The sequence below is a fragment of the Geothrix limicola genome, from assembly GCF_030268085.1.
GTDB lineage: Bacteria > Acidobacteriota > Holophagae > Holophagales > Holophagaceae > Geothrix > Geothrix limicola.
Map to the genome: position 1 here is coordinate 230279 of NZ_BSDE01000004.1, position 25051 is coordinate 255329.

Here is a 25051-nt window from a genome sequence, read left to right on the forward strand (position 1 = left end):
CCTCGGTTCATCGGGACAGCTGGGGAACGTTGAGATGGGCCGGACACGGGGCTGGAGGACGCACCCGCCCATCGAAGCGGCCTGGGAGGGTGGCCCCGCAGGTCGGGCAACCGCCTTCGGCGTCCAGGTCCAGGCTCAGCAGGCGGAACCCTTCGCGCTGGATGAGGGGCCGTCCGCAGCCGGGGCAGAAGGTCGTCGCGCCCTCCGGATCGTGGAGGTTGCCGATGTAGACATGCTTCAGTCCGGCCTCGCGGGCCAGGGCCCGGGCGCGGCGGAGGGCGGCGGGCTGGGTGGGCCGATGGTCCAGCATGCGGTACGCCGGATGGAAGGCGCTGAAGTGGAGGGGAACCTCGACGCCCAGATCGTCGGCGATCCATTCGGCGAGCTGGCGGATCTCCGCCTCCGAATCATTCAGCCCGGGGATGAGCAGGGTGGTGATCTCGGTCCAGACATCCGTGCTGTGGACGAGGTAGCGCAGGGTGTCGAGCACCGGCTGGAGGGAGCCCCCTACCGTCCGGTGGTAGAAGGCATCGTTGAAGGCCTTGAGGTCCACGTTCGCCGCGTCGATGTGGGCGAAGAAATCCCTGCGGGCAGCCTCTTGCAGGTAGCCCGCGGTCACGGCCACGGTGGCGAGGCCTTCGGCATGGCAGGCCTCGGCGACATCCGAGACGTATTCGAGGGAGATGGCCGGTTCGTTGTAGGTGAAGGCCACGCTACGGCAACCCAGGTGCCGGGCCCCCGAGGCCACGGTGTCGGGCGCGGCCCACTCCTGCAGTCGGTCCGGATCGCGGGAGCGGGAGAGGTGCCAGTTCTGGCAGAACCGGCAGGTGAGGTTGCAGCCGACGGTGCCGAAGGAAAGCACCGAGGTGCCCGGCAGGAAATGGTTCAGCGGCTTCTTTTCGATGGGATCCACGCAGAAGCCGCTGCTGCGGCCGTAGGCCGGGAGCACCATGCGGTCGCCGATCCGCTGGCGCAGGAAGCAGCGGCCACGCTGACCCTCGTGCAGGGCGCAGCCGTGGGGGCATACGTCGCAGCGCAGGCGGCCGTCGGCAAGCCGGTGCCAGTGCCGGGCGGGATAAAGGAAGCCCGCGGCGGGCGGGGCATTGAGGGGCGCCGGTCGCGGCTCGTCGCGCCAGGCTTCCACGGTGTAGGTCCAGACCTGCATCCCGGGCGGCCAGAAGGTGGCGGGCCAGCCGGCCTTGAGCTTGAGAGCCGCGAGGAAGGCGCGGGGCTCGGGCATGTGATCCCAGACCTGGGGGAGGAAGGTGGCGCTCCGGCCCTCGTGCTCCAGCAGCAGGCCATCCACGCCCGGCCGCAGCTGGCGCAGCAGGTCCTCCTCGTCGGTGCAGGCGAGCGGGTTCAGCGGCGACAGGAGGGAGACTTCCACGGCGAGGCGGGGCAGCTGCTCGGGTGGAAGGGGCTCGAAGCGGGGATCGTCGAAGGCGGCGGCCCGGGCGTGGCGTCGCACTCCCTCGGCTAGGGAGCCGTCCGGCCAGAGGCTGCCGACGCAGCCCCGGAGCTGGCCATCCAGGGTGAGGGTGACGAAGCTGGCCTGGGGCCGGTCGAAAACAGAATCAGGGGCGGCCTCCTGGTCGTCGGAGGACTCCTCGAGGAGGTGCGGGCCCAGGGCCTCGGCGATGGCCCGCCGGGCCATGCGCGCCAGCCGGTGCCCATCCAGGTCAGGAGGGCTCGGTTTCGAAGAAGGCAAAGGCTCCATAGCCGACCACCTCTTCCATGTCGCCCGCCGTATCGCCCGAGCTGCGGAGGTCGAGCAGGACGGGGTGCAGCTTCCGGCGCTTGGCGGCCTCCAGGAATCCCGCCACGGGGGTGGCCCCGCAGGCGCGTTCGGATTCCAGGCTGGTGTCCAGGTGCAGGATCCTGCGCACGGTCTCCTCGTCCATGGCGCGGCCCACGCGGTAGGGCAGGTAGTGGGACAGGTCCGAACTCACGACGAGGACGGTTTCGGGGCCACCCCACAAGGCCTTCAGCACTTCGGCGATTTGGAAGGGCGTGGCTTCGCCCACGAGCAGCGGGACCAGCTGGGCCTTCGGCGCCACCACCTGCAGGAAGGGCAGCTGCACTTCCAGGGAATGCTCGGGCCGGTGGATGGCTTCGCTGCGGCGGATGTGGGGAAGGCTCGTCAGGGCCTCCTGATCGAGGTCCACGGTGCCGAGGGGGGTCTCGAAACCGCCGGATTCGGGCAGGGCCATGCCGTGGAAAGCCGCGTGGTGGCTGGGGCCGAGCAGGATCACCCGCTCGAGGGTGGAGCCCTCGTGCAGCAGCCGGGCATAGGCACTGGCGGCCACGGGGCCCGAGTAGGGGTAGCCCGCATGGGGCACGATCAGCGCCTTGGGCATGGGCTCTTCCGGCGGCACGTATACGACGGCGAGCATGCGGTCCACGTCCTCCCGCAGGCGGGCGGGATTCCCGGGATAGAAACGACCAGCGACCGAGGGCGGGCGCACCGTCAACATGGCAGCCTCCTGTGCGCAGTAGGGGTACGATCGGTTCCCACCGCGAGGCGCGCAAGACGGGGCCGCGAGATTCTAGACCTGAACGTAAAAAGGCCGGGAATCCCGTCTTTGTTGAGTCTCAGAGTCCGGGATCCCGCTCCGGATGCTCCAGGGTGCTGGGGTCGTGGGGCAGGCTGCCGCGCGGCGAACGGAAGTACGCGTAGGGTGTGGCGTGCAGGAAGTTCGAGACGCGGCTCGTGTAGATGTCGGCGTAGCGCTCGATCTGGCGCGTGAGGTGGCTCTTGTCATTGCCCGCGCGGGTGAGCAGGCCCCAGCGGGGATTGGTCAGTTCGCTGCCGGCCTTGGCCAGGGGGGCGATCACCGCGTCCAGGGCCACCAGCTGGTTGCGCAGTTCATGCACGCGCGCCTCGGCCTCGGCCGCATGGCCGGTGTCGGCATGGTCTGGCGCGTCGCCGTAGCCCGCATGCAGGCGCTGGAGGGTGAGGCGGGCCAGGGAGAGTTGGGCCTCCAGGGCCTCCTTGTCGCGCATGAGGGCGATGAGCCGCAGTTCGGTGGGCCGGTAGGATTCCAGGGCCGAGACCTCGGCCTCCAGTTCGCGCAGCACCAGGGCCGTGCGCCAGCTGAGGCTGCGCTTGCTCACATGCACATCGCCGAACATGTGGTCGCCCACGTAGAGGATCTCGTCGCCGGAAACGCCCAGGTCGCGCTCCACCTGAGCCGCGCATCCGCCCAGGTAGGTGCCGCCGGGGCGTAGCGGGCCGGTCATCGGGCGCAGCAGGCCCGACTCGTCCACCACCTCGAAGAAGGGTCCCTGCTCCGTGAAGAAGATGGGTTTGCGGGCGGAGACGATCACCAGGTCGAAGAGCTGGCGCCAGGTCATGTCCCCGGGCAGGTGGCGGTCGTAGGCGTGGGCCATCATCTTCGAGGTGAAGCTCCACTCCGAGTTGGTGATGAGCAGCAGCTTCTTGCCCGAGAGCTTCTGATCCAGCAGGGCCAGGGCCGAAGCGGGATCCTGCACCACGTAGCGTTCCGGGGCCGCGGCGATCTCGGCCTTCAGGTGGCCTTCCAGGTGCTGGGCGTCCACCCGGGCCCGCACCTGGCGGTAGAGGCTCGCGTATTCGAAGGGGCGGGGCAGGGCGCCGCGATCAAGCAGGTCCACGGCCTGCGCGAAGAGGCAGCCTTCCGACAGGGAGAACAGCGTGTTGAGGAAGACCCAGCGGGAATCCGAAAGGTCCACCAGGGTCTCGGCGTAGGCATCGCGCTGCTCGGTGAATTCGAGCATCCGCGTGCCATGCATGGCCCGCTTCACCAGGCCGAAGCGGTTGGCCTTCACCAGGTTGCCCAGTTCCGTATCGATGACGAGGCCGCGGGTCACCATGCCGGGATCGAAGTCGAGGCCCTCCATGGGCCAGCCCTCGGAGAGCAGGCGTTCGCGGGCCTGGGCGTAGACCATGCGCTCGAAGGCATCCACCCGGTAGTCCACCAGGGTGTAGTCCATGTCGTAGCCGATGGCCCGGACCGACCGCATGTTCAAGGTGCGGTTGCAGAAAATCCCGCGACCGCGGGGGATGTCGGAAAGGTCGGGATTCAGCATGGCCCAGGATAGCAAGGCCGAACCGGGGTTTCCCCGGGTGGTGGCCGGCCCCTTCCCATGCGATTCTGATGCCTCGCGTTCGGAGGCTTCCGTGTCCCTGCTCCATCGATTCCTCGTTCCAGCCCTCATCGTCGCCCTGCCCGCGGCCGCGGCGGAGAAACGGGCCTTCACCATCGAGGACCTCTACCGGCTGAAAGGCGTGCAGCACCTGGCGCTCAATCCCGAGGGTTCGAAGCTGGCCTTCGAGGTCTCCAGCCAGGATCTGAAGGCCGCCACGCGCAACACGCAGATCTGGGTGCTGGACGTGGCCACGGGCCAGACGAAGCAGCTCACCTATTCGGGCAAGTCGGACACGGCGCCCCAGTGGTCGAAGGATGGCAAGACGCTCTACTTCCTGTCGAGCCGCACGGACGGAAGCCAGCTCTGGGCCCTGGACGCCGCCGGCGGCGAGGCCCGCAAGCTCACCTCCTTCGAGGCGGGCGTCGGCGCACCGAAGCTCATGCCGGGCTCGAACCGGGTGGTCTTCGAGGCCTCGGTGTTCCCCGAGGCGATGGCGGACGGGGCCAAGCAGAAGAGCCTGAGCGACAAGCTGGACAACGGCCCGGTGCAGGCCCACCTAGCGGATTCGCTGCTCTACCGCCACTGGACCGAGTGGCGCGACTTCCAGTACACCCACCTCTTCAACGCCAGCTTCGACGGCAAGGTCGAAGCCATCACGACGGGCAAGCAGGACTACCCCGCCTTCTGGCAGAGCTGGGACCTGAGCCCCGACGGCAAGGAGGTCTGCGTCACGACGAACGCGGATCCCGTGCCCGCCCGCAGCACCAACCAGGATCTCTTCCTCATCTCGCTGGAAGGCGACCGCACGCCCCGGCGCATCACCGGCGACAACCCGGCCGCGGATCAGGATCCCAAGTACTCGCCCGATGGCCGCTTCATCGCCTACCGCTTCCAGACCAAGCCCGGCCACGAATCCGACCGCTTCCGCCTCGCCCTCTACGATCGCCAGACGAAGACCCGCAAGGTGCTCACCGAGGCCATCGACAACTGGGTGGACAGCTTCCAGTGGTCCGCCGACGGCAAGGCGATCTGGTTCACCGTGCAGGAGAAGGGCCGCTGGCCGCTCTTCCGCCTGGAGGTCGCCACGGGCAAGACCACGCGCATGCTTGAGGGCCAGAGCATCCGCGAATTCCAGGTGAGTCCCGATCAGAAGGCCGTCTACCTCACCAAGACCCGCGTGGGCGAACCGGCCGAGATCTGGCGCTACGGCTTCGACACCAAGGAACTGAAGCGGCTGACGGGCTTCAACCAGGCCGTGGCCGAGGAAGTCGACATCCGTCCCGCCGAGGAGCAGTGGGTGAAGGGTGCCGATGGCAAGGACATCCACGTCTTCCTCGTGAAGCCCCACGGCTTCGACCCCGCCAAGAAATATCCCCTGATCCTGAACGTGCACGGCGGCCCGCAGATGATGTGGTCCGACACCCTGCGCGGCGACTGGCAGGTCTACCCCGGCGCGGGCTACATCGTGGCCTTCCCGAATCCGCACGGCTCCACGGGCTACGGCCAGGCCTTCACGGACGCCATCAGCGGCGACTGGGACGGCAAGGTTCAACAGGACATCGAGAAGGTGACCGACCACCTGGCTTCGCTGCCCTACGTGGACAAGGACCGCATGGGCGCCATGGGCTGGAGCTGGGGCGGCTACGCCATGATGTGGCTGGAGGGCCACACGACCCGCTTCAAGGCCCTGGGCGCCATGATGGGCGTCTACGACCTGCGCTCCATGCACGGCGCCACCGAGGAGCTCTGGTTCCCCGAGCACGACCTCACGGGCACGCCCTGGGATAAGGCGACCGCCTACGACCGCATGAACCCCAGCAGCCACGTGAAGGCCTTCAAGACGCCCTGCCTCGTCATCACGGGCGAGCGCGACTACCGCGTGCCCTACACGCAAAGCCTGCAGTTCTTCACGGGCCTGCAGGAGATGGGCGTGCCCAGCCGCCTCATCGTCTTCAAGAACGACGGTCACTGGCCCGACAACCTGAAGTCCATGCCCGTCTACTACAACGCCCACCTCGAATGGTTCCAGAAGTACCTGGGCGGCGGCGCCGCCCCCTGGAAGACCGAGGACATGGTGCGCAACCTAGCCTTCGACACCAAGAAGTGAGGACGGGAACTTCGGGGGCCCCGGGTTGAAAACTCAGGGCCCCCCCGCCCGGGATCCGAAGAGATGGGTATCGGAAGGCTTCCGGGCTTCGCCCCAAGGTTCCTGTGCGTCCACTCCTCCAAGGCATCCTGTGGCTCCTGCTGGGGATGGCGATCCCCGTGCCGGCTCCGGCCCAGGCGCCGCCGGAACGGGTCACCCTCCAGCTGAAGTGGCACCACCAGTTCCAGTTTGCGGGCTACTACGCCGCCCAGCAGCAGGGCTACTACCGCGAGGCCGGCCTCGAGTTGGAGATCCACGAAGGCCAGCCCGGCATCGACGTGGTGCAGGAAGTGGTGAGCGGCCGTGCCCAGTTCGGGGTGGGCACCAGCGCGCTCCTGCTCGCCCGGAATCAGGGCCGGCCCGTCGTGATCCTGGCGGCGATCTTCCAGCACTCCCCGGTCATCCTCGTCGCCCGCACCGGGGCCGGCATCGGCTCGGTCCAGGATCTGCCCGGCAAGCGCCTGATGATCGAGAAGCAGTCCGACGAGCTCTTCGCCTACATGCGCAAGGAGGGGGTGTCGGAAAGCTCCGTGACCCTGCTGCCGCACACCTTCAACCCCGAGGATCTGATCGAGGGAAAGGTCGATTGCATCAGCGCCTACCTCACGGATGAGCCGTATTTCTTCGACAAGGTGCGCTTCCCCTACCTGGTCTTCACGCCCCGCATGGGCGGCATCGATTTCTACGGCGACAACCTCTTTACCTCCGACGGGGAACTGAAGGCCCATCCTGAGCGGGTCAAGGCCTTCCGGGAAGCGAGCCTGAAGGGCTGGAAGTACGCCATGCAGCACCCGGAGGAGATCACGGACCTGATCCTCGCGCGCTACGGGAAGGGCCGTGGCCGCGAGTATCTCCTCTACGAAGCCCAGAAGATGAACATGCTCCTCCAGCCGAGCCTCGTGGACATGGGCTACATGTACCGCGGGCGCTGGCAGCACATCCGCGACACCTACGCCGAACTGGGCCTCCTGCCCAAGGGCTTCGATCTGGACAAGGTCCTCTACGAACCCGAGGCAGGTGCGCGGCAGATCAACCGCAGGCTCGCGGTGGCCACGGCGGTGCTGCTGGGCGTGGGCCTCCTCCTCGCCAGCGCCACCCTGATCTTTTCGCGGCTCTACCTCCGGCTGAAGCGCGAGACCGCCTCCCGCGAAGAGGCCGAGAGGGCCATGCGCCTCGAGCAGGAGCAGAAGGTCCAGCTGGAAATCCAGCTGCAGCAGGCCCGGAAGATGGAGAGCCTGGGCAACCTGGCGGGCGGCATCGCCCACGACATGAACAATGTCCTGGGGGCCATCCTCGGCATCGCCTCGGCCAACCAGGAAGCCCAGCCCTCTGACAGTGATACCCACCGGGCCTTCGAGATCATCACCCGGGCCGCCGAGCGGGGCGGGAAGATGGTCAAGTCCCTCCTCAGCTTCGCGCGCCAGAGCCCGGCCGAGCAGCGGGAAGTGAACCTGAACCAGATCATCCGCGAGGAGACGGAACTCCTGGAGCGGACCACCCTCTCCAAGATCCGGTTGGAGATGGACCTGGATCCCGACCTGAAGCCCATGCTCGGGGATGCCGGCGCCCTGACCCAGGTCCTCATGAACCTTTGCGTCAATGCCGTGGACGCCATGCCCGATCGGGGCACCCTCACCCTCCGGACTCGGAACCTCGGGCGGGACAGGATCGAGGTCAGCGTCGAGGACACGGGCTCGGGGATGCCCAAGGAGGTGCTGGACAAGGCCATGGAGCCCTTCTTCACGACGAAGGAGATCGGCAAGGGCACCGGTCTGGGCCTGTCCATGGTCTACAGCACCGTGAAGGCCCACCATGGCGAGGTGGCGCTCGATAGCCACCTGGGCCTGGGCACCCGCGTGACCCTCCGTTTTCCGGCCTGCGATTCCGAATGCCGACCCGGGCAAGCGGAGGGAGATTCCCGGGCCGAGGCCGGTCGCAGGGCCCTCCAGGTGCTCCTGGTGGACGATGACGAGCTGGTGCTGGGCTCCGTCGAGCACGTCCTCCAGTCGCTGGGCCACATCGTTGTGACGGCCGGAAGCGGGGAGATGGCCCTGGACCGGATCGAAGGCGGGTACGAGCCGGATGTGGTGATCCTCGACCTGAACATGCCGGGGCTCGGCGGCCACGGCACCTTGCCCCGCCTCCGGGATCTGCTTCCAAACGTGCCGATCCTGCTTTCCACCGGCCGGGCGGACCAGTCCGCCCAGGCGCTGGTCAAGGCCTATCCCCTCATCACCCTGCTGCCCAAGCCTTTCTCCATCCAAAGCCTGCGGGACCACCTGGAGGAAGTGGCCCGGGGCTGAGGTGTCCCGGGTGCGGGCTCCGTGTGGCAGAGTGGTTTCATTCCTGCCTTGATCCTCCTGTGGGCTTTGCAGGCTCGGCCACGCCCGCCAGGTTCGACGCACGATGAAAAGGACCCTCCGATGACTCGACAATTCCTGCTGGTTCCCGCCCTGCTGGTCGTGGCCTCCACCGCGCCCGCCGGAACGCCTGCGATGGCGCCCGCCAAGGCCGCCTTCGCGCGGTTCAAGAGCGAGTTCATCGAGGCCTACTGGAAGCAGAATCCTGAAAGCGCCGTGGCGGTGGGGTATTACAAGTACGCGGACCGGCTGCCGGTTCCCGATGCGGCGGAACGCCGCCGCAGCCTCGGTTTCGGTGACCTCTGGCTGCGCAAGGCGAAGGCCTTCGATGAGGCGAGTCTGGACGTGCAGGACCGGGTGGACCTCCGCCTGATCCGCAATGAACTCGAATCCGAGCGCTGGGCGGCGACGGTCTTCAGGGGCCATCAGTGGGACCCCTCGAGCTACAACGTCGCGGGCACCTTCGGGCTGCTGCTGGGCACGGAGTACGCCCCGCTGGACGCGCGGCTGCGGGTGGTGGGAAAGCGCCTGCCCCGCGTTCCCGCCTACTACGCCGCGGCCAAGGCGGCCCTCAAAGATCCCACGCTGGAGCACACCCAGCTGGCCATCCTCCAGAACAAGGGCGCCCTGGGCGTCTTCGGCGCGGACTTCCTCAAGCAGGTGGAGGGCTCCACACTGACGAGCGCCGAGAAGGCCCGCCTGAAGGCCGATGCGGCCAGGGCCCAGGCGGCCATCCAGGACTACATCACGCATCTTGAGGGCCTCGAAATGAGGCTGCGGGCTTCGGGATGGCGCAGCTTCCGCATCGGCAAGAAGCTCTTCGAGACGTCGTTCGAGTATTCGATCCAGGCGGGCTGCACGGCCGAAGAGCTGCACCGTCGCGCCCTGGCGGAAAAGGAAAAGCTGCATGGCCGCATGGCGGAGCTGGCCCTCCAGCTCTGGCCCAAATACTTCGGCACCGAGCCCGCGCCCGCCGACCGTCTGGACCTGATCGGCCGCATGGTGGAGCGGCTCTCGCAGACACACGTTTCCGCCGAAGGCTTCGTGGCCGAAGTGAAGCGGCAGATCCCCCTGCTGGAAAGCTGGGTGCGTGAGCATGACCTCGTGAACCAGGATCCGACCAGGCCCCTGGTCGTGCGAGAGACGCCCGAATACATGCGCGGCGTTGCCGGCGCCAGCGTGAGCGCGCCCGGGCCCTACGATCCCAAGGCCAACACCTACTACAACGTCACGCCGCTGGAGGGCACGGCGGCCCAAAAGGAGAGCTACCTGCGGGAGTACAACGAGTACATCCTCCAGGTGCTGAACATCCACGAAGCTATTCCCGGGCACTACGTGCAGCTGCTCCACGCCAACCAGTCGCCCAGCCTCGTGAAGGCCGTCTTCGGCAACGGCGCCATGGTGGAAGGCTGGGCCGTCTACGCCGAGCGCATGATGCTGGAATCCGGCTACGGCGGAAACACGCCCGAGATGTGGCTCATGTATTCCAAGTGGAACCTGCGGGTGGTCTGCAACGCGATCCTGGATTACGGCGTCCACGTCGAGGGGATGGGCGAGGCCCAGGCCATGCGCCTGCTCACGCGCGAGGCCTTCCAGCAGGACAGCGAAGCCCGGGAGAAGTGGCACCGGGCCCAGGTCACGTCGGTCCAGCTCTCCAGCTACTTCGCGGGCTACTCCGCCATCTATGACCTGCGCGAGCGGCTCAAGGCGCAGCAGGGCCGCGACTTCGACCTCAAGCGCTTCCACGAGCAGTTCCTGAGCTATGGCAGCGCCCCGGTGAAGGTCATCCGCGAGCTGATGCTGCCCAAGGTCAATTGACGGGGAAGGCCTCGGCTTCGGGCGCATCCCAATGCGGGGGCGGGAACTCGATACGGAAGCGGGAGCCCCGCCCCACTTCGGTATGCACCTGGATGCGGCCGCCCAGGTCGTCCACCACGGCCTTCACGGAGCCCAGGCCGAGGCCCGTGCCCTTGCCGGCCTCCTTGGTGGTGAAGAAGGCCTCGAACAGGTGGGCCAGCACCTGGGGGGGCATGCCGCTTCCCGTGTCCTCGACCTCCAGCACGGCGCCAGGGCCTTCGCTGCCAAGCCGGACGGTGATGCTTCCCCCGGGCGGCGTCGCATCCTTCGCGTTGCCCACGAGGTTCACCACGATCTGATCGATGAGCGTGCCCTGGGCCCGCACCAGGAGCGGATGGTCCGGCACGACGACGATGAGCCCGAGGCTCTTGGGGATGAGGGCGCGGAGCACCGGTTCGAGCCCGCAGATGTGGGCCGTGAGGTCGAGGATGCTGAGTCCCGGGCCTTCCGGGCGCCCGGTGGCCATCATGCGTTGGGTCAGTTCCCCCGCGCGGACCAGCGCGGTTTCGAGCCGGCCGAGATCCTGCTCGGAGCGGCCAGGGTGCACTTCCGCCGCCAGGCCCAGGTAGCCCAGGGCCGCCGTGAGCAGGTTGTTGAGATCGTGGGCCAGGCCCGCACCCATCGTCGCCAGCAGGTTCATGCGCTGGGTCCGCAGGACGAGGGACTGTGTCTCCGCCAACTCCCGGGTGCGGATCTCCACCTTGGATTCGAGGTGGCGGTTGATCTCGACGTAGTCCCACAGCAGGAGCCCCTGGCGCAGCAGCACGAGGAGGGCGAGGCCGATGAGCAGCCCGAGGCCCATGCCGTCCCGGTGGGCACCCGCGGGCAGGTAGGTGGCCAGGGCCCCGCCGAAGGCCAGGACCACGGGCAGGTAGGGCAGCAGCAACAGAAGGATGCGGTGGGCCGAGGTGGAAGGACGCGTCGACCAGGGCGCCTGGGTCGCCCACCAGAGCATGGCCCAGAAGGGCACGCCGATGACTCGGGAGGGGTGGTAGATGTGGAAGGTGCCGCCGAGGATGGCGTAAGCCCAGAAGGGCACGGTCAGAGCGAAGTAGCCGAGGGCGAGCGCGAGGATCCCCACGGGACTGTCGAGGCTGAGCTGGCGCGCGATGAGGGCGTGGCAGGCCAGGCCCAGGCTGCAGGCGATGAGCAGGAAGAAGGCCTGGAGCAGCAGCTGCGTCTGGGGGTCTCCCGCCACGGGCAGGAGCGGCTTCACGACCCACATCCAGAACATGAGGTAGAGGGCGGTCGCGAAGATGATGCCGTCGAGAAGGGCTCCCCCCCGGCGGCCGGGCTCGCGGGGACGCTGGCTGCGGAAGCCGACGAGGGAGGCGGCCACGGGAAGGATGGACAGCGTCCACCCGGAAAGCTGCGACAGCGGAGGGTGGTGGATGAAGAAACCCTGGACGAACTGCTGGCGCAGGGCCGTGGCGAGGGCGAAGGACACCATCAGGAAGAAGCACCCGACCAGGATCCAGCCCCACCGGTTCAGGGGTTCCCGCCTTGCCCTGCGGAAGGCCTCAAGTCCGGTATAAGGCAGCAGGACGAGGTAGATGAGCGTGGGGACGCCCACCCGCACCGCCGGTGGAAGGGCGGACGGAACCAGGAGGAGGATGCTCGCGCTTCCGAACACCGCAAACATCACCCAAGGGGGCACCCTCGATTCAGCCGTCATGACCGGGATTATCGGATGAAGGCGCGGGAATGGGTGATGAATGGGTTTGGAAGATCGGCGCCTATTTCTTCTTTTTGGTGGGGGACAGCGGGGACGGTTTCACGGATTCGGTCAGCCGGCTGGACAGCTCCGCGCCCCGGTGGGTGGCGCCGTGCACGATGGGTGGTTTGGCCTTCTTGGGTTTCTTGTCGTTGGACATGGTGTCCCTTTTCGGGTCTCCGGTTCAATCGGATTCAGGCCCTGTTGACAGCATGGACCCGATTTTTGGAAGTTTATGAATTTCTTTATTTATATTCACAAATGGGCTTGCAACCACCCCTGCTTCAGCAGGTTCGGCACGGGTGGAAAAACACCCAAGCCCGCCTTGCGGGGGGCCTATGGCAGAGTGGTTCCACCCCTGGAGCCCGCATGCCGCGCTGCCGTTCTGCCCTGTTCCTTCTGCCGGCCCTCGTGTCGACCTTCGCGCCCGTCCTTGCGGCCCAGGCACCACTGGCCTACCACGGTGTGCGGCTCCCGAAGGCCTTCTTCGCGGGCAACCGGGCCAGGCTCATGGCGCGGGCCAAGGCCATGGGGCCAGGCAGCCTGGTGGTGGTGAAGTCCATGCCGCTCCAGCCCAGTTCCGGCGACGGCGAGCACCTCTACCGGCAGGACTCGGACTTCTACTACCTCACGGGCGTGGAAGAGGAGCACGCCGTGGCCCTGCTGGACGCGGACAAGGGCACGTACACGCTGCTCGTGCAGGCCAGCGATCCCCGCCGCGAGATCTACGACGGGCCGCGCCTCGGCGTGGAGGGCGCCAAGGCGAGGGGAGCCGATGAGGCGGCGGTGTTCCCCGCCGCGGAGAAGACGCTGAACGAGGCCCTGGCGAAGGCCAAGCGCATCGTCCTCATCGACAATTTCGACGAGACCTTCCGCACCAAGGTGCTCGACGTGGCCTATCCAAAAGGCGCCGCCACCTGGAAGGGCGATTACGAAAAAAGCCTGGTGGACGGCCGTCCCATCGTCGCCGAGATGCGGCTGATCAAGCAGCCCTGCGAAATCGACATGATCCAGCACGCCGTGGACGTGAGCATCGAAGGGCACCTGGCCGCCATGCGGGGCAGCGCATCTTTCACCAACGAAGGGCAGGTGGCGGCGGCCCTGGAAGGCACCGTGCGCGCCCTGGGCGCGCGCTTCCTCGCCTACGAGACCATCGCCGGGGCGGGCAGCAACGGCTGCGTGCTGCACTACCCCTTCAACGATCAGCCCATCCTGCCCGGCTCGCTCATCCTCATGGATGCCAGCGGCGAGGTGGGCTACTACACCTCGGATATCACGCGCACCTGGCCCGCCAGCGGCACCTTCAGCCCCGAGCAGCGAGCCCTCTACGACCTGGTGCTGAAGGCCCAGGAGGCGGGGCTCCAGGAGGTGCGGCCCGGCCGCCTGCACGAGGCGAGCATAAGGGCGGCCGCCCGCGTCGTCAGCGACGGGCTCGTGGACCTCGGTCTCATCAAGGGGGAGAAGGAGGCGGCCTTCAAGCGGGGCGACTGGAACAAGTTCCTCCCGCACGGCATCAGCCACTACCTGGGCCTGGATGTGCACGATGTCGGCAGCTACGGCGCGCCGTCGGAGTTCCACCGGCACGGCGGCATGCGGCCGCTGGAGGCCGGCATGGTGCTCACCATGGAGCCGGGCATCTACATCCCCAAGGGCATGGAGGGCGTTGACGCGAAATGGCAGGGCATCGGCATCCGCATCGAGGACGTGATCCTCGTGACGCCCGAGGGCTGCCGCAACCTGAGCGCCCGTCTGCCCCGCAAGGCGGAAGAGGTGGAGAAGGTCGTGCGTTCTGGGGCCAAGCTTCGGAAGTAGACGGGGCTCAGAACCGCAGCGTGGCGCCGAGGGTCAGGCCCGTGGCCGTGAGCGTCTTGTCGATGGGGCTCCAGAAGCCCCGCGCTTCGAAGGCCAGCCGCGGCGAGATCTGGTAGCCCAGGCCGCCGTTCACGCCCAGGCGGGTGGCGTTGATGGTGGAGGGCGAGGTGCCCACCGAAGCCACGTGCCACTGGTGGCCGCCGATGGAGGCGATGAGGTAGGCCCCGCGCTCGGGATCCTCGCTGGGGTACCAGAGGCCGTCCATCATGAAGTCCACGGAACCCACCGTCGTCTTGGTGCCGCTGAGGCCGAGGGTGTCGCCCTTGGGGATGTACTGGAAGCCGATGAGGGGACGCAGCACCAGGCCGCCGTTGACGGGCAGGCTGACGAAGACCGCCGCGCCGATGCCGATCTGGCGGTTGGTCAGGTCGATCAGGTCGCCCATGGGCACCAGGGCGTGGGCGCGAAACCCGATGTAGGACTCTTGGTCCTGGGCGACGAGGGGTAGGGAGAGGGCGATCAGTAGGGCCGCGCGCTTCATGTCAAACCTCGTAGGTGGCCAGGATGTCGGCCCAGCGTCCCTGGGCCTTGAGGATGCGCTCGGCGACGGCGCGCAGCAGGCCGTGGCCGCCGGGGATCTGGGTTACCCAGTGGCAGGCGGCCTGCACTTCGGGCACGGCGTCGGAGGGACAGCAGGCCAGACCCACCCGGCGCAGCAGGGGCAGGTCGGGCAGGTCGTCGCCCAGGTGGGCGATCTGGTCATAGGTCAGGCCGTATTTGGCGCAGAGCTGATCGAGCACGGGTTTCTTCGCCAGGTGCCCCGCGAAGCAGTCCTCGACGCCCAGATCCTTGGCGCGGTTCAGGGTGGCCTCCGAAGCCAGGCCGGAAATGAAAGCCACGGGGATGCCGGACCGCTGCAGCCACTTGATGGCCGCGCCGTCCCGCACATGGAAGGACTTGGCGTTGCCGGGCACGGCGCCATAGTGGAGGGCGCCCGTGGTGAGCACGCCGTCGATGTCGGTGCAGAGAAGGCGGATCTTGGCCGCGCGCAGGTCCAGGTCGTCCACGGGTCGCTCCCAGACCAGCCTAGCAAATCCGGGGCCACGGGCAGGGCCCCGGCTCGATTCACCCTGAAATGGGAGGATTTGACGGAAGTTGGCTGGCTGGATGCCTCGACAGGTATACAGTTGCCATCGGACGGTGATTTTCCCTTGACAGGGTCAAAATCCAGATAATCATATGTGCATGGAGTTTTGACCGTGAACCACCAGCTCAGCAATCCCATGATCGATGAAGTGAGCGGCCTCTTCAGCGCCCTGGGGGACACGTCCCGCCTGAAGATCCTGCGCTCCCTGCTGGATTCCAAGACGCCCCTCAGCCAGGGGGCCGTCGCCGAGGCCTCGGGGCTCTCCCAGGCCAACGCCTCGAAGCACCTGGCCTGCCTGGTGCGCGTGGGCCTCGTGAGCCGCGAGCCCGAAGGCAACGCGGTCTACTTCAGCCCCGTCATGCCCCTGGTGGGAGAGCTGTGCGATCTGGTCTGCGGCCACGTCAGCGACCGCGCCCGCATCACGTACAAGGCTTTGAAGTAAGGGGCCCCGGCCCTTTTTTTGTTCTGGAGTATTCCTTTATGAGTATTAAAAGACTCACAGCGCTATTGGTCGCGGGGCTGGGGATGGGGCTTGGCCTCGGCGCCCAGGAACCGCTGACCGTCGAGCGCGCCATCCGCCGGGCCTGGACCGATCAGGCGGGCCTTCGCGCCGGCCAGGCCCTGGTGGAGGGCCGCCAGGCCGAGGCCGAATCCGCCCGAGCCCTGCGCCTGCCCAGCTTCACGCTGAACGCCCAGGGGATGCGGACCAACGAACCCATGATGGCCTTCGGCATGAAGCTGAACCAGGCGCGGATCGGCGCGGCGGACTTCAATCCCCTGGTGCTGAACCATCCCGATCCCATCGGCGCCTACGGCGGCTCCGCGGTGGTGCAGCAGCCGCTCTACGCCGGGGGCCGCATCACCGCCGCCCGCCGGGCCGGCGAATTCATGGCCGAGGCCGAACAGGCCAGCCAGGAGCATCGCAAGCAGGAGACGGCGCGTGCCGTGGTCGAGGCCTACTTCGGCATCCAGGTGGCCGAGCAGGCGCTCGCCTGGGTGGACGACACCCGCGCCTGGGTCCAGGGCATGGAAGATTTCGTCGGCGCCCGGGTGGCCCAGGGACTCATGCTCGAATCCGAGCTGCAGCGGCTGAAGGCCGTGCATGCCCAGGTGGACGCCCAAAAGGCCGAAGTGCTGCGCCAGGTGCACACGGCCCGTTCCGGTCTGGGCCTGCTGACGGGCGGCGGCCCCGTGGAGGGACCGTTGGCTACCGCGCTGGACGTTCAGGAGGCGACCACTCCGGGCGCACCCGTCCGCCGGGCCGACCTGGTGTCCGCGGACCTTCAGGCCCGCGCCGCGACGGAAGGCGCCAAGGCCGCCAGCGGCAACCTGCTGCCTTCCGTGGGACTGGAGCTGGGCGCGGGCACGCTGCACCATTCCTGGTCCGACAAGGGCAACTGGTCCTGGGCCGCCGTGGGTCTCTCCTGGAAGGTGTTCTCGGGGCCCGACCGCGCCAAGGCCAACGCCGCCCGCGCCCAGGCCAATGCCGCGAAGGAGATGCTGTCCTTCAAGCAGCAGCAGGCCGATCACGAGGTGCGCGCCGCCAAGGAGGCGGTGGCGGCTGCCCAGGCCCGCTGCGCCGCGGCGAAGGAATCCCTGCTCGCCGCCGAGACCTCCAAGCGTCTGCGGGAAGCGCGCCACCGCGAAGGCCTCACGCCCCTCACCGATGTGCTCGATGCGGAAGCCGCCCTCCAGGGCGCCCGCAACCTGCTGCTGCAAAGCCTCTATGACCTGCGCACGAACCGGGCGGCCCTGGATCTGGCCACCGGCGCCCCCATCGAAGGAGTCCATCCATGAAACCGACCGTCGTTCTCGTCCTGACGGCCCTGTCCTTGATCACTCTGGCCTGCGGCCACAAGGAGGCCCATTCCGAGGCCAAGGAACTGCCCAGAGTCGCCGTGTCCCTCGTGGCGGGCGCCGCGGCCGAAGGCGGCACCTGGGTGGCCGCCACGCTGCAGTCCACCCGCACGGCCACCCTGTCCACGCGCATGGCCGCGCAGGTCAAGCGGGTGCACGTGCAGGAGGGCCAACGCGTGGCTGCCGGCGCACTGATGATGGCCCTCGGTGACGAGGATCTCCAGGCCCAACTGAAGGCCGCCGAAACGGGTCTGGCCACCGTGCAGGCCCACCACCGCCGCATCCAGGCGCTCTTCGAGCAGAAGGCCGCCACGCCCTCCGAGCTGGAAGGGGCCCAGGCCCAGCTGGCCCAGGCCCAGGCGGGGGTCGCGTCTCTCAAGGCCAACGTGGCCTACACGCAGATCCGCGCGCCCTTCTCCGGCATCGTCCAGTCCCGCAAGGTCAACGAAGGCGACTTCGTCGGGCCTGGCACGCCCCTGGTGGAGCTGGTCGGCGAAGGCGAGCAGGAACTGGTGGCGACCCTGTCCGAGGGAGAGGCCAAGGCCCTGAAAGCCGGCCTCAAGGTGCCTTTCGAATCGGAAGGAATCAAGGGCGAAGCCCAGGTGACGGCCCTGGCCGCGGGCGGCGACGCCTTCAGTCACAAGGGCACCCTGCGGGCCCGGGTGCTGTCGCCCAAGGGGCTGCGCCAGGGCTCCTTCGCCCGCATCCTCGTGCCCGGGGTCAAGGCTGAGGGACTGAGGATCTCGCGCAGCGCCCTCGTGACGCGGGGCGAACTGACCGGCGTCTTCGTGGCCAAGGACGGCCACGCCGAACTGCGCTGGATCTCCCTGGGCGAGGGCGCGGGCGACAGCCTGCCCGTGCGCGCGGGCCTGAAGCCAGAGGATCGCGTCATCGATCGGCCCGGCAGCCTCCAGGACGGCCAGCCCATCGACATTTCCGGCGGGGTGAATCATGGAAAGTAACCCCCGTCTCGGGCTGGCCGGAAGGCTCGCCAAGGGCTTCCTCCGCAGCAAGCTGACACCGCTGCTGGTGCTCGCCTCGCTGATGCTGGGCCTGCTCGCCGTGTGGCTCACGCCGCGCGAGGAGGAACCCCAGATCGTCGTGCCCATGGTGGATCTCTACGTGCCGTTCCCCGGCGCGAGCCCCAAGGAGGTGGAAAGCCAGGTCACGACGCCGCTGGAGAAGCGCCTCTGGGGCATTCCCGGCGTGGAGTACCTCTACAGCGTGAGCCGGCCGGGCATGGCGCTCCTCACCGTGCGCTTCAAGGTGAACGAACCCCAGGAGCCCAGCCTCGTGAAGCTCCACCAGGAGCTGGCCGCCCATCCTGAGCTGCTGCCGCCCGGGGCCATGAAGCCCATCGTCAAGCTGCAGACCATCGACGACGTGCCCTTCCTCGTGCTCACCCTGCATGGGCAGGACCAGACGCCGGGCCAGCTGCGCAAGGTGGCCGAGGTGCTTGGACAGGAACTGTCCACCGTGCCCAACACCGCGCAGGTGAAGGTAGTGGGCGGGGCCCGCCGCATGGTGCGCGTGGAGCCCGATCCGGACCGCATGCGCTCGCTGGGCTTCTCCATGGCGGAGCTGCAGCCCGCCCTGCAGTCCGCCGAGGCCCAGCTGCCCGTGGGCGCGCTGGTGAATCAGGGCCGCCGCACGGAGGTGGAGGCCACGGGCTTCGTCATGCAGGCCGCCGAACTCAAGCGGCTGGTGGTGGGCGTGCGCAACCAGCGGCCCATCTACCTGGGGGACGTGGCGAGCATCGTGGACGCGCCCGAGCCCGAACCCGCCGTCGTGCTCTTCGGCGGGGCAGGGGCCGCGACGGGAAGTGGGGGCTTCGAAACGGCCGTGAGCCTCACGCTCTCCAAGCGCGCGGGAACCAACGCCACGGCCCTCGCCGACCAGGTGTTGGCCAAGGTGGAGGCTCTGCGCGGCAACCTCATCCCGCGCGATCTCAAGGTCACGGTGACGCGCAACTACGGCGAGACCGCCGGCGACAAATCCAACGAGCTGATCGAGCACCTGATGATCGCCACCCTCAGCGTCATCGCGCTCATCCTCCTGGCCATGGGCTGGCGCAGCGCCGTCGTGGTGGGCGTTGCCGTGCCCGTGACCTTGGCGCTCACCCTGCTCATCACCTACCTGCTGGGCTACACGCTGAACCGCGTGACGCTCTTCGCGCTCATCTTCTCCATCGGCATCCTGGTGGACGACGCCATCGTGGTGGTGGAGAACATCCACCGGCACATGCACCTGCCGGGTCAGCGCAAGAGCTTTGCGCGCATGGTGGTGGAGGCCGTCGACGAGGTGGGCAATCCCACCATCCTCGCCACCTTCGCCGTCATCGCCGCCATCCTGCCCATGGCCTTCGTGCGCGGACTCATGGGCCCCTACATGCGGCCCATCCCCGTCGGCGCCAGCCTGGCCATGCTGTTCAGCCTCATCATCGCCTTCGTCATCAGCCCCTGGGCCAGCCTCATCGTGTTCAAGAAGGAGGCCCACCTGCCCGAGGTGGACGAGAGCGGCCTGCATCCGGCCACGCCCGAAACCGTGCCGCCGGAGCCCGAGCACGACTGGCCCCACAAGAACCCCGAGGTGGCCCCCGACAGCCGCATGACGATGCTCTACCGCAAGGTGATGCACGCCCTGCTCACCCGGCCGCCCGTGCGCTGGGGCTTCTTCGCCGGCGTGGTGGCCCTGCTGCTGGGCGCCATGTCCCTGGTGGGCTTCGGTGTGGTGAAGGTGAAGATGCTGCCCTTCGACAACAAGTCGGAGTTCATGGTGCAGCTCGACCTGCCCGCGGGCACGCCCAGGGAGGATGCCCTCGCCGTGGGCCAGGACATCGCCCGCCGCCTGCTGAAGGAACCCACCGTCAAGAACGTGCAGGTCTACGCCGGCGAGGCCGCGCCCTTCACCTTCGTGGGCATGGTGCGCCACAGCTTCCTCCGTCAGGACGCGGAGATGGTCGATATCCAGGTGAACCTGGTGCCCAAGGAGGACCGCAAGGAGCAGAGCCACGCCATCGTCGTGCGGCTGCGCCCCGAGCTGGAGAAGCTTTCGAAACCCGCCGGGGCGCGCATGAAGCTGGTGGAGATCCCGCCTGGACCGCCGGTCATGGACACCATCGTGGCCGAGGTCTACGGACCCACGGAAGCTGAACGCGTCCGCCTGTCCACCGAGGTTCTCGGGGCCTTCCGTAGCGTGGATGGCATCGTCGACGTGGATTCCACGCTGAACGCCACCAGCCCCAAGATCAGCCTGGTGCTGGACCGCGAGAAAGCCGCGCTGCACGGTGTCGCGCCCGCCCACGTCATTCAGACCCTGGCCATGGCGGGCTATGGTCAGCAGGCCGGCGCCTTCCACGTGCTGCGCGGCTCCAGCCAGGTGCCCGTGGTGGTGCAGCTGGCTTCCGCCAAGCGCCAGCACCTGGACCAGCTTCTGCAGCTCACGGTGCCTGGGGCCCGCGGCCTCGTCCCCGTGCGGGAGCTGGTGACCGTCAAGGAGGGCATCGAGGAAGCCGTCATCCATCACAAGAACCTGATGCCCGTGACCTATGTGTTCTCGGATCTGGCGGGCAGCATCGAAAGCCCGGTCTACGCCCTGGCGGCCCTCAACAAGAAGATCGACGCCATGAAGGGCACGGCGGGGGCTTCCGTGCCGCGCCTGGGCCTCGCCCATCCCGAGAACACCGAATCGCTGTCGCTCAAGTGGGACGGCGAGTGGCACATCACCCTCGAAGTCTTCCGCGATCTGGGCATGGCCTTCGCCGCCGTGCTGGTACTGATCTTCGTGCTGGTGGTGGGCTGGTTCGAAAGCTTCGAGATCCCCTGGGTGATCCTGGTGCCGATTCCGCTCTCGCTCATCGGCATCATCCCGGCCCACGGCCTCATGGGCGCCTTCTTCACGGCGACGAGCATGATCGGCTTCATCGCGGGCGCCGGCATCATCGTGCGCAACAGCATCATCCTGGTGGATTTCATCGAGCTGAAGCTGAAGGAGGGCATGAGCCTGGAATCCGCCGTGGAGGAGGCCGGCGTCGTGCGCTTCCGCCCCATGCTGCTGACCGCCGCCGCCGTGCTCGTGGGCAGCGCCGTCATGCTGGCCGATCCCATCTTCCAGGGCCTGGCCATCAGCCTCATGGCGGGCGAGGTCGCCGCCACGCTGCTCTCCCGCATCGCCGTGCCCGTCCTCTACTACCTCGTGGCCCGCCGGGGCCACGCCGCCGAACTTCAGCGGCAGGCTTCCACCCTCACCGAACAGGAGTAACCCATGAACGTCGATCGCATCGTCCACACCGTCGCGGGATCCTTCATCCTGCTGAGCCTCGCCCTGGCGAAGTTCCACAACCCGAACTGGATCTGGTTCACGGTCTTCGTGGGCGCGAACCTGCTGCAGAGCGGGCTCACGAACTGGTGCCTGATGTCTTCCATCCTGCGCAAGCTGGGCGTGCCCGAGGGTGCGGGGGTGGGATGCTCGCGGTGAAGGGCACGGCCCTTCGCCTGGCCCTGGGCCTCGTCATCGGCGGGGCCCTGGGCTACGGCTGGCATCGCCTCGTGGGCTGCAGCACGGGCGCCTGCCCGCTGACGGCCACGCCCCTGCGCGGCATCACGTACGGCGCGGTGCTGGGCCTCATCTGGGCCCTGGCGAGGTAGGGGATGGGGCGCTGCGATTCCCCTGAGGCAGTCCGGGCGCTGCTGGACCGGGGCGGCCTGGTGGTGGACGTGCGCTCCACCTTGGAGTTCGCGGCGGGCGGTCTCCCCGGAAGTCTGAACCTGCCCCTGCACCTGCTGCCGGTCCTCGCCCAGGAACGCCTTCCCTCGGACCGCCCCCTGCTGGTCTGCTGCGCCAGTGGGGCCCGCAGCGCCCAGGCCGTGCAGTACCTCATGCGGCGGGGCTACGAGGCCCACGACCTCGGGCCCTGGACCCTTCTTTCCAATCTGCGTTGAGTTTCCCTGGAGTGCACATGTCGCAAGTCATCCCACACAAGGCATTCGCCCCGAAGCAGGGGAGTCGCTGATGCAGGAATACTGGATCTACCTGATCCCCATCGCGGCGGTGGGCTTCTTCCTGTGGACCCGCCGTTCGGCTTCCGCGGCCGACGTGAAGGGCCTGCTGGCGCGCGGCGCGCAGATCGTCGACGTGCGCACCCAAGCGGAGTTCAAGGCAGGATCCCACCCCAGAGCCATCAACATCCCCCTGGATCAGCTGGAGGCGAGGATGGGGGAGCTGGACCGCGGCCGGCCGGTGTTGATGTGCTGTGAAAGCGGGGCCCGCAGTGGTTCGGGAGTGGCTCTCCTGAAGACTGCGGGGTTCAAGGAGGTGGCCAATCTCGGGTCCTGGCGCCGCATCCAGAGCCTGGTGCCCTGAGCCGGACCTCGCCTTCGGATCCAAGGCGCCGGTGATCCAAGGAAGGCCAGGCTGTTGACAACCTGTGAATGCGTCTCGCGAACATCAGGCCGAGGTGCGGATGACATGAAGGACCGGCGCCCTTCTGCGGCCCTGGTCATGTGAGAATGGGGCGCCTCGCCGCTTCGGGCCGGCGGGATCGGGAGGGACCATGGGTGATCCGCTTTTCTGGCACCGGCTTCAATTCGGGTTCACGGCCACGTACCACTACCTGTTTCCGCAGCTGACGATGGGCCTCGCCTTCATCATCGTCGTGCTGAAGGCACTGGCGCTGAAGACCGGCGAAGCCCGCTACAACGACGCGGCGCGCTTCTGGATCCGCATCTTCGGGATCAACTTCGCCGTGGGCGTGGTCACGGGCATCCCCCTCGAGTTCCAGTTCGGCACCAACTGGGCCCGGTTCTCGCGCATTTCCGGCGGCATCATTGGCCAGACGCTCGGCATGGAAGGCATGTTCGCCTTCTTCCTGGAAAGCAGCTTCCTGGGCCTGCTGATCTGGGGCGAGAAGAAGCTGTCGCCCAAGGGGCACTTCGGCGCGGCGCTGGCGCTGTGGATCGGCAGCTGGCTGTCGGGCTACTTCATCGTGGCCACCAACGCCTTCATGCAGCATCCCGTGGGCCACGTCGTCATGCCCGACGGCACGCTGCAGCTCCAGAGCTTCTGGGCCTTCCTGCTCAATCCCTGGGCCCACGGCCAGTACGCCCACAACATGATGGCCGCGGTGGTGACGGGCTCCTTCGCCGTGGCGGCGGTGGGCGCGTTCTGGATGCTCAAGGGCATCCACACGGAACAGGCCAAACTCAACTTGAGAGTCGGCACCATCCTCGGCCTGCTCTTCAGCGTGCTGGTGGCCTTCCCCACGGGCGACCTGCAGGGCAAGCTCGTGGCGAAGCACCAGCCCGTCACGCTCGCCGCCATGGAAGGCCGCTTCGAAAGCGGCCCGCGCGCCAGCCTCACGCTCATCGGCCAGCCCAATGTGGCCCAGCGCCGGATCGAAAACCCCGTGCAGGTGCCGGCGGTGCTCAGCTTCATCGCCTACGGCACCTTCTCGAGCAACGTGAAGGGCCTGCTGGAATTCCCCGAGGACCAGTGGCCGCAGAACATCGAACTGCTCTACTACAGCTTCCACATCATGGCGGGGCTGGGCACGATCATGATCGCTGTGATGGCCCTGGCCGTGCTGCTGCTATGGAAGGGACGCCTGGACACGAATCGACCCCTGCTCTGGGTGCTGATGCTCGCCTTCCCCTTCCCCTACATCGCCACCACCGCCGGCTGGGCCGTGGCCGAATTCGGCCGCCAGCCCTGGCTCATCTACGGCGTGTTCCGCACCGTGCACGGCGGTTCGCCCACGGTGCACGCGGGCCACACGGCCTTCACCACGCTGGGCTTCGCGGGCATCTTCGTCGTGCTGAGCGTCCTCTTCCTCTACCTGATCGGCCGCGAGATCTCCCACGGCCCCGCTTCCCACCACGCCTAGGAGACCGCCATGGAAATGCTCTGGTTCTGGCTTGTCTCGGTGATGGTCGCCATCTATGTCGTGATGGACGGCTTTGATTTCGGCGCGGGCATCCTGCACCTGTTCGTCGCGAAGACGAACGAGGAGCGCCGCGAAGTGCTCGGCGCCATCGGCCCCTTCTGGGATGGCAACGAGGTCTGGCTGCTGGCGGGCGGAGGCTCGCTGTTCCTCGCCTTCCCCAAGGTGCTGGCCTCGGGCTTCTCGGGCTTCTACCTGGCCATGTGGCTGGTGGTCTGGTGCCTGATGCTGCGCGGCATCTCCATCGAATTCCGCTCCCATGTGCAGGACGGCCTCTGGCGTCATTTCTGGGACGCGGCCTTCGCGGCCTCCAGCCTCGTGTTGCCCGTGCTCTTCGGCGCGGCCCTGGGCAACGTGCTGCGGGGCGTGCCCGTGGATGCCAGCGGCTACTTCGGCATGGCCCTCTGGACCGATTTCCGCCTGGGCTCCCACCCCGGCATCCTGGATTGGTACACGGTGCTCATCGGTGTCTTCGCGCTGGTGACCATGGCGGCTCACGGCGCGGTCTACCTCGGTTGGAAGACGGGCGGCCCCGTGCAGGCGCGCGCCCTGGGCCTAGCCCGGCCCCTGTGGAACCTTGTGATCGTGCTTTGGCTGGCCTCCAGCCTGGCCACCTATGTGGCGAATCCCTCCATCTACCAGAACCTGGCCAAGGCGCCCCTGGCCTGGCTGGGAACCCTGATCTTCCTGGGTGGCCTCGGCACCGTGTTCGTGGGCCTGCAGCGGGAGCGTCACCTGATGGCCTTCCTGGGATCGGGCGCCTTCATCCTCGGCATCCTCGCGGCCACCGCGGCCAACGTCTTCCCGGTGATGCTGAAGTCGAGCCTGGATCCGGCCTTCGACCTCACGGCCTACAACGCCAGCGTGGGCCAGCACGGCCTGCGCACGGGGCTCGTGTGGTGGTGCATCGGTTTCCCGATCGCGATCGGGTACCTCGTGTTCCTCTTCCGTTTCCACCGCGGCAAGGTGGAGGCCGCCGCCGAAGGCGAAGGTTACTGACCGAACCTGCACCATGCAGGGTCGTCGGGGACCCAGGCCTGAACCTTCGTTCGAGGTGGACGCGGAGAATGTCGCCGCTCCCCTCCATCGAAGG

The 25051-nt window shown here is 67.8% G+C and carries 21 protein-coding genes and 1 pseudogene; 14 read left to right on the top strand and 8 right to left on the bottom strand.

From position 1 onward, the window contains the following. Positions 1-7: 7 nt before the first annotated feature. The 4 genes and pseudogenes from amrS to QSJ34_RS12165 all read right to left on the bottom strand — a co-directional run bounded on the left by amrS (position 8) and on the right by QSJ34_RS12165 (position 4068). On the bottom strand, positions 8-1165 hold the full coding sequence (gene amrS / locus QSJ34_RS12155) for an AmmeMemoRadiSam system radical SAM enzyme (protein WP_420798851.1): 1158 nt from the start codon (positions 1163-1165) through the stop codon (positions 8-10). A gap of 27 nt (positions 1166-1192) precedes the next feature. Next, a pseudogene (amrA, locus tag QSJ34_RS18570) lies at positions 1193-1717 on the bottom strand (AmmeMemoRadiSam system protein A); the annotation flags it as partial. Then, the gene (amrB, locus tag QSJ34_RS12160; RefSeq protein ID WP_285575555.1) at positions 1680-2474 is read right to left on the bottom strand and encodes an AmmeMemoRadiSam system protein B; all 795 of its coding nucleotides are present in this window, start codon (positions 2472-2474) and stop codon (positions 1680-1682) included. The pseudogene amrA and the gene amrB, both read right to left, overlap by 38 nt. 118 nt (positions 2475-2592) lie before the next feature. Then, positions 2593-4068, bottom strand: a complete 1476-nt coding sequence (locus QSJ34_RS12165) for an HAD-IG family 5'-nucleotidase (RefSeq protein WP_285575558.1) — start codon at positions 4066-4068, stop codon at positions 2593-2595. Positions 4069-4159: 91 nt separating this feature from the next. Here QSJ34_RS12165 and QSJ34_RS12170 point away from each other — a divergent pair, with 91 nt between their 5' ends. From QSJ34_RS12170 to QSJ34_RS12180, 3 genes are all read left to right on the top strand, one after another. After that, on the top strand, positions 4160-6235 hold the full coding sequence (locus QSJ34_RS12170; RefSeq protein WP_285575560.1) for a S9 family peptidase: 2076 nt from the start codon (positions 4160-4162) through the stop codon (positions 6233-6235). Between the two features lie 104 nt (positions 6236-6339). Beyond that, positions 6340-8577, top strand: a complete 2238-nt coding sequence (locus QSJ34_RS12175; protein WP_285575563.1) for an ABC transporter substrate-binding protein — start codon at positions 6340-6342, stop codon at positions 8575-8577. A gap of 120 nt (positions 8578-8697) precedes the next feature. Then, positions 8698-10452 carry a DUF885 domain-containing protein gene (locus QSJ34_RS12180; protein ID WP_285575564.1) on the top strand — a complete coding sequence of 585 codons (1755 nt, stop codon included), beginning with the start codon at positions 8698-8700 and terminating at the stop codon, positions 10450-10452. Here the strand turns inward: QSJ34_RS12180 and QSJ34_RS12185 are convergent. After that, positions 10445-12124, bottom strand: a complete 1680-nt coding sequence (locus QSJ34_RS12185) for a sensor histidine kinase (protein WP_285575565.1) — start codon at positions 12122-12124, stop codon at positions 10445-10447. The genes QSJ34_RS12180 and QSJ34_RS12185 overlap by 8 nt on opposite strands. Before the next feature lie 103 nt (positions 12125-12227). Then, positions 12228-12365: a hypothetical protein gene (locus QSJ34_RS12190; RefSeq protein WP_285575567.1), complete on the bottom strand. Its 138-nt coding sequence runs from the start codon at positions 12363-12365 to the stop codon at positions 12228-12230. Positions 12366-12574: 209 nt separating this feature from the next. Here QSJ34_RS12190 and QSJ34_RS12195 point away from each other — a divergent pair, with 209 nt between their 5' ends. Further along, positions 12575-14017: an aminopeptidase P family protein gene (locus QSJ34_RS12195; RefSeq protein WP_285575569.1), complete on the top strand. Its 1443-nt coding sequence runs from the start codon at positions 12575-12577 to the stop codon at positions 14015-14017. A gap of 7 nt (positions 14018-14024) precedes the next feature. Here QSJ34_RS12195 and QSJ34_RS12200 read toward each other — a convergent pair whose 3' ends face one another. After that, positions 14025-14558: a porin family protein gene (locus QSJ34_RS12200; protein WP_285575571.1), complete on the bottom strand. Its 534-nt coding sequence runs from the start codon at positions 14556-14558 to the stop codon at positions 14025-14027. Position 14559: 1 nt separating this feature from the next. Beyond that, positions 14560-15084, bottom strand: coding sequence for a KdsC family phosphatase (locus QSJ34_RS12205; RefSeq protein WP_285575573.1), 525 nt, complete (start codon positions 15082-15084; stop codon positions 14560-14562). A gap of 192 nt (positions 15085-15276) precedes the next feature. On the opposite strand from QSJ34_RS12205, the gene QSJ34_RS12210 reads away from it, so the two are divergent. From QSJ34_RS12210 to cydB, 10 genes are all read left to right on the top strand, one after another. Continuing rightward, positions 15277-15606 carry an ArsR/SmtB family transcription factor gene (locus QSJ34_RS12210; protein ID WP_285575575.1) on the top strand — a complete coding sequence of 110 codons (330 nt, stop codon included), beginning with the start codon at positions 15277-15279 and terminating at the stop codon, positions 15604-15606. A gap of 83 nt (positions 15607-15689) precedes the next feature. Further along, the gene (locus QSJ34_RS12215; RefSeq protein WP_285575576.1) at positions 15690-16961 is read left to right on the top strand and encodes a TolC family protein; all 1272 of its coding nucleotides are present in this window, start codon (positions 15690-15692) and stop codon (positions 16959-16961) included. After that, positions 16958-17983, top strand: coding sequence for an efflux RND transporter periplasmic adaptor subunit (locus tag QSJ34_RS12220; protein ID WP_285575578.1), 1026 nt, complete (start codon positions 16958-16960; stop codon positions 17981-17983). The genes QSJ34_RS12215 and QSJ34_RS12220 overlap by 4 nt, the downstream gene beginning before the upstream one ends. Then, on the top strand, positions 17973-21281 hold the full coding sequence (locus tag QSJ34_RS12225) for an efflux RND transporter permease subunit (protein ID WP_285575580.1): 3309 nt from the start codon (positions 17973-17975) through the stop codon (positions 21279-21281). The genes QSJ34_RS12220 and QSJ34_RS12225 overlap by 11 nt, the downstream gene beginning before the upstream one ends. Before the next feature lie 3 nt (positions 21282-21284). Beyond that, positions 21285-21497 carry a YgaP family membrane protein gene (locus QSJ34_RS12230; RefSeq protein ID WP_285575583.1) on the top strand — a complete coding sequence of 71 codons (213 nt, stop codon included), beginning with the start codon at positions 21285-21287 and terminating at the stop codon, positions 21495-21497. Next, positions 21485-21667: a DUF6132 family protein gene (locus QSJ34_RS12235; RefSeq protein ID WP_285575585.1), complete on the top strand. Its 183-nt coding sequence runs from the start codon at positions 21485-21487 to the stop codon at positions 21665-21667. Before QSJ34_RS12230 ends, QSJ34_RS12235 begins: the two co-directional genes overlap by 13 nt. A gap of 3 nt (positions 21668-21670) precedes the next feature. Continuing rightward, positions 21671-21961, top strand: a complete 291-nt coding sequence (locus QSJ34_RS12240) for a rhodanese-like domain-containing protein (protein ID WP_285575587.1) — start codon at positions 21671-21673, stop codon at positions 21959-21961. A 70-nt stretch (positions 21962-22031) separates the two neighbouring features. Continuing rightward, positions 22032-22382 carry a rhodanese-like domain-containing protein gene (locus tag QSJ34_RS12245; RefSeq protein ID WP_285575589.1) on the top strand — a complete coding sequence of 117 codons (351 nt, stop codon included), beginning with the start codon at positions 22032-22034 and terminating at the stop codon, positions 22380-22382. A 190-nt stretch (positions 22383-22572) separates the two neighbouring features. Continuing rightward, on the top strand, positions 22573-23901 hold the full coding sequence (locus tag QSJ34_RS12250; protein WP_285575591.1) for a cytochrome ubiquinol oxidase subunit I: 1329 nt from the start codon (positions 22573-22575) through the stop codon (positions 23899-23901). 9 nt (positions 23902-23910) lie between these two features. After that, positions 23911-24957 carry a cytochrome d ubiquinol oxidase subunit II gene (gene cydB / locus QSJ34_RS12255; protein WP_285575594.1) on the top strand — a complete coding sequence of 349 codons (1047 nt, stop codon included), beginning with the start codon at positions 23911-23913 and terminating at the stop codon, positions 24955-24957. Positions 24958-25051 lie beyond the last annotated feature (94 nt).

Bases quoted from the DNA above. Each gene is read 5' to 3' on its own strand.
- QSJ34_RS12215 (WP_285575576.1), top strand. From the start codon at position 15,690: ATGGGGCTTGGCCTCGGCGCCCAGGAACCGCTGACCGTCGAGCGCGCC.
- QSJ34_RS12220 (WP_285575578.1), top strand. From the start codon at position 16,958: ATGAAACCGACCGTCGTTCTCGTCCTGACGGCCCTGTCCTTGATCACT.
- QSJ34_RS12245 (WP_285575589.1), top strand. From the start codon at position 22,032: ATGCAGGAATACTGGATCTACCTGATCCCCATCGCGGCGGTGGGCTTC.
- QSJ34_RS12190 (WP_285575567.1), bottom strand. From the start codon at position 12,365: ATGTCCAACGACAAGAAACCCAAGAAGGCCAAACCACCCATCGTGCAC.
- amrB (WP_285575555.1), bottom strand. From the start codon at position 2,474: ATGTTGACGGTGCGCCCGCCCTCGGTCGCTGGTCGTTTCTATCCCGGG.
- cydB (WP_285575594.1), top strand. From the start codon at position 23,911: ATGGAAATGCTCTGGTTCTGGCTTGTCTCGGTGATGGTCGCCATCTAT.
- QSJ34_RS12165 (WP_285575558.1), bottom strand. From the start codon at position 4,068: ATGCTGAATCCCGACCTTTCCGACATCCCCCGCGGTCGCGGGATTTTC.
- QSJ34_RS12200 (WP_285575571.1), bottom strand. From the start codon at position 14,558: ATGAAGCGCGCGGCCCTACTGATCGCCCTCTCCCTACCCCTCGTCGCC.
- QSJ34_RS12235 (WP_285575585.1), top strand. From the start codon at position 21,485: ATGCTCGCGGTGAAGGGCACGGCCCTTCGCCTGGCCCTGGGCCTCGTC.
- QSJ34_RS12240 (WP_285575587.1), top strand. From the start codon at position 21,671: ATGGGGCGCTGCGATTCCCCTGAGGCAGTCCGGGCGCTGCTGGACCGG.
- QSJ34_RS12195 (WP_285575569.1), top strand. From the start codon at position 12,575: ATGCCGCGCTGCCGTTCTGCCCTGTTCCTTCTGCCGGCCCTCGTGTCG.
- QSJ34_RS12225 (WP_285575580.1), top strand. From the start codon at position 17,973: ATGGAAAGTAACCCCCGTCTCGGGCTGGCCGGAAGGCTCGCCAAGGGC.
- QSJ34_RS12230 (WP_285575583.1), top strand. From the start codon at position 21,285: ATGAACGTCGATCGCATCGTCCACACCGTCGCGGGATCCTTCATCCTG.
- QSJ34_RS12180 (WP_285575564.1), top strand. From the start codon at position 8,698: ATGACTCGACAATTCCTGCTGGTTCCCGCCCTGCTGGTCGTGGCCTCC.
- QSJ34_RS12250 (WP_285575591.1), top strand. From the start codon at position 22,573: ATGGGTGATCCGCTTTTCTGGCACCGGCTTCAATTCGGGTTCACGGCC.
- amrS (WP_420798851.1), bottom strand. From the start codon at position 1,165: ATGCAGGTCTGGACCTACACCGTGGAAGCCTGGCGCGACGAGCCGCGA.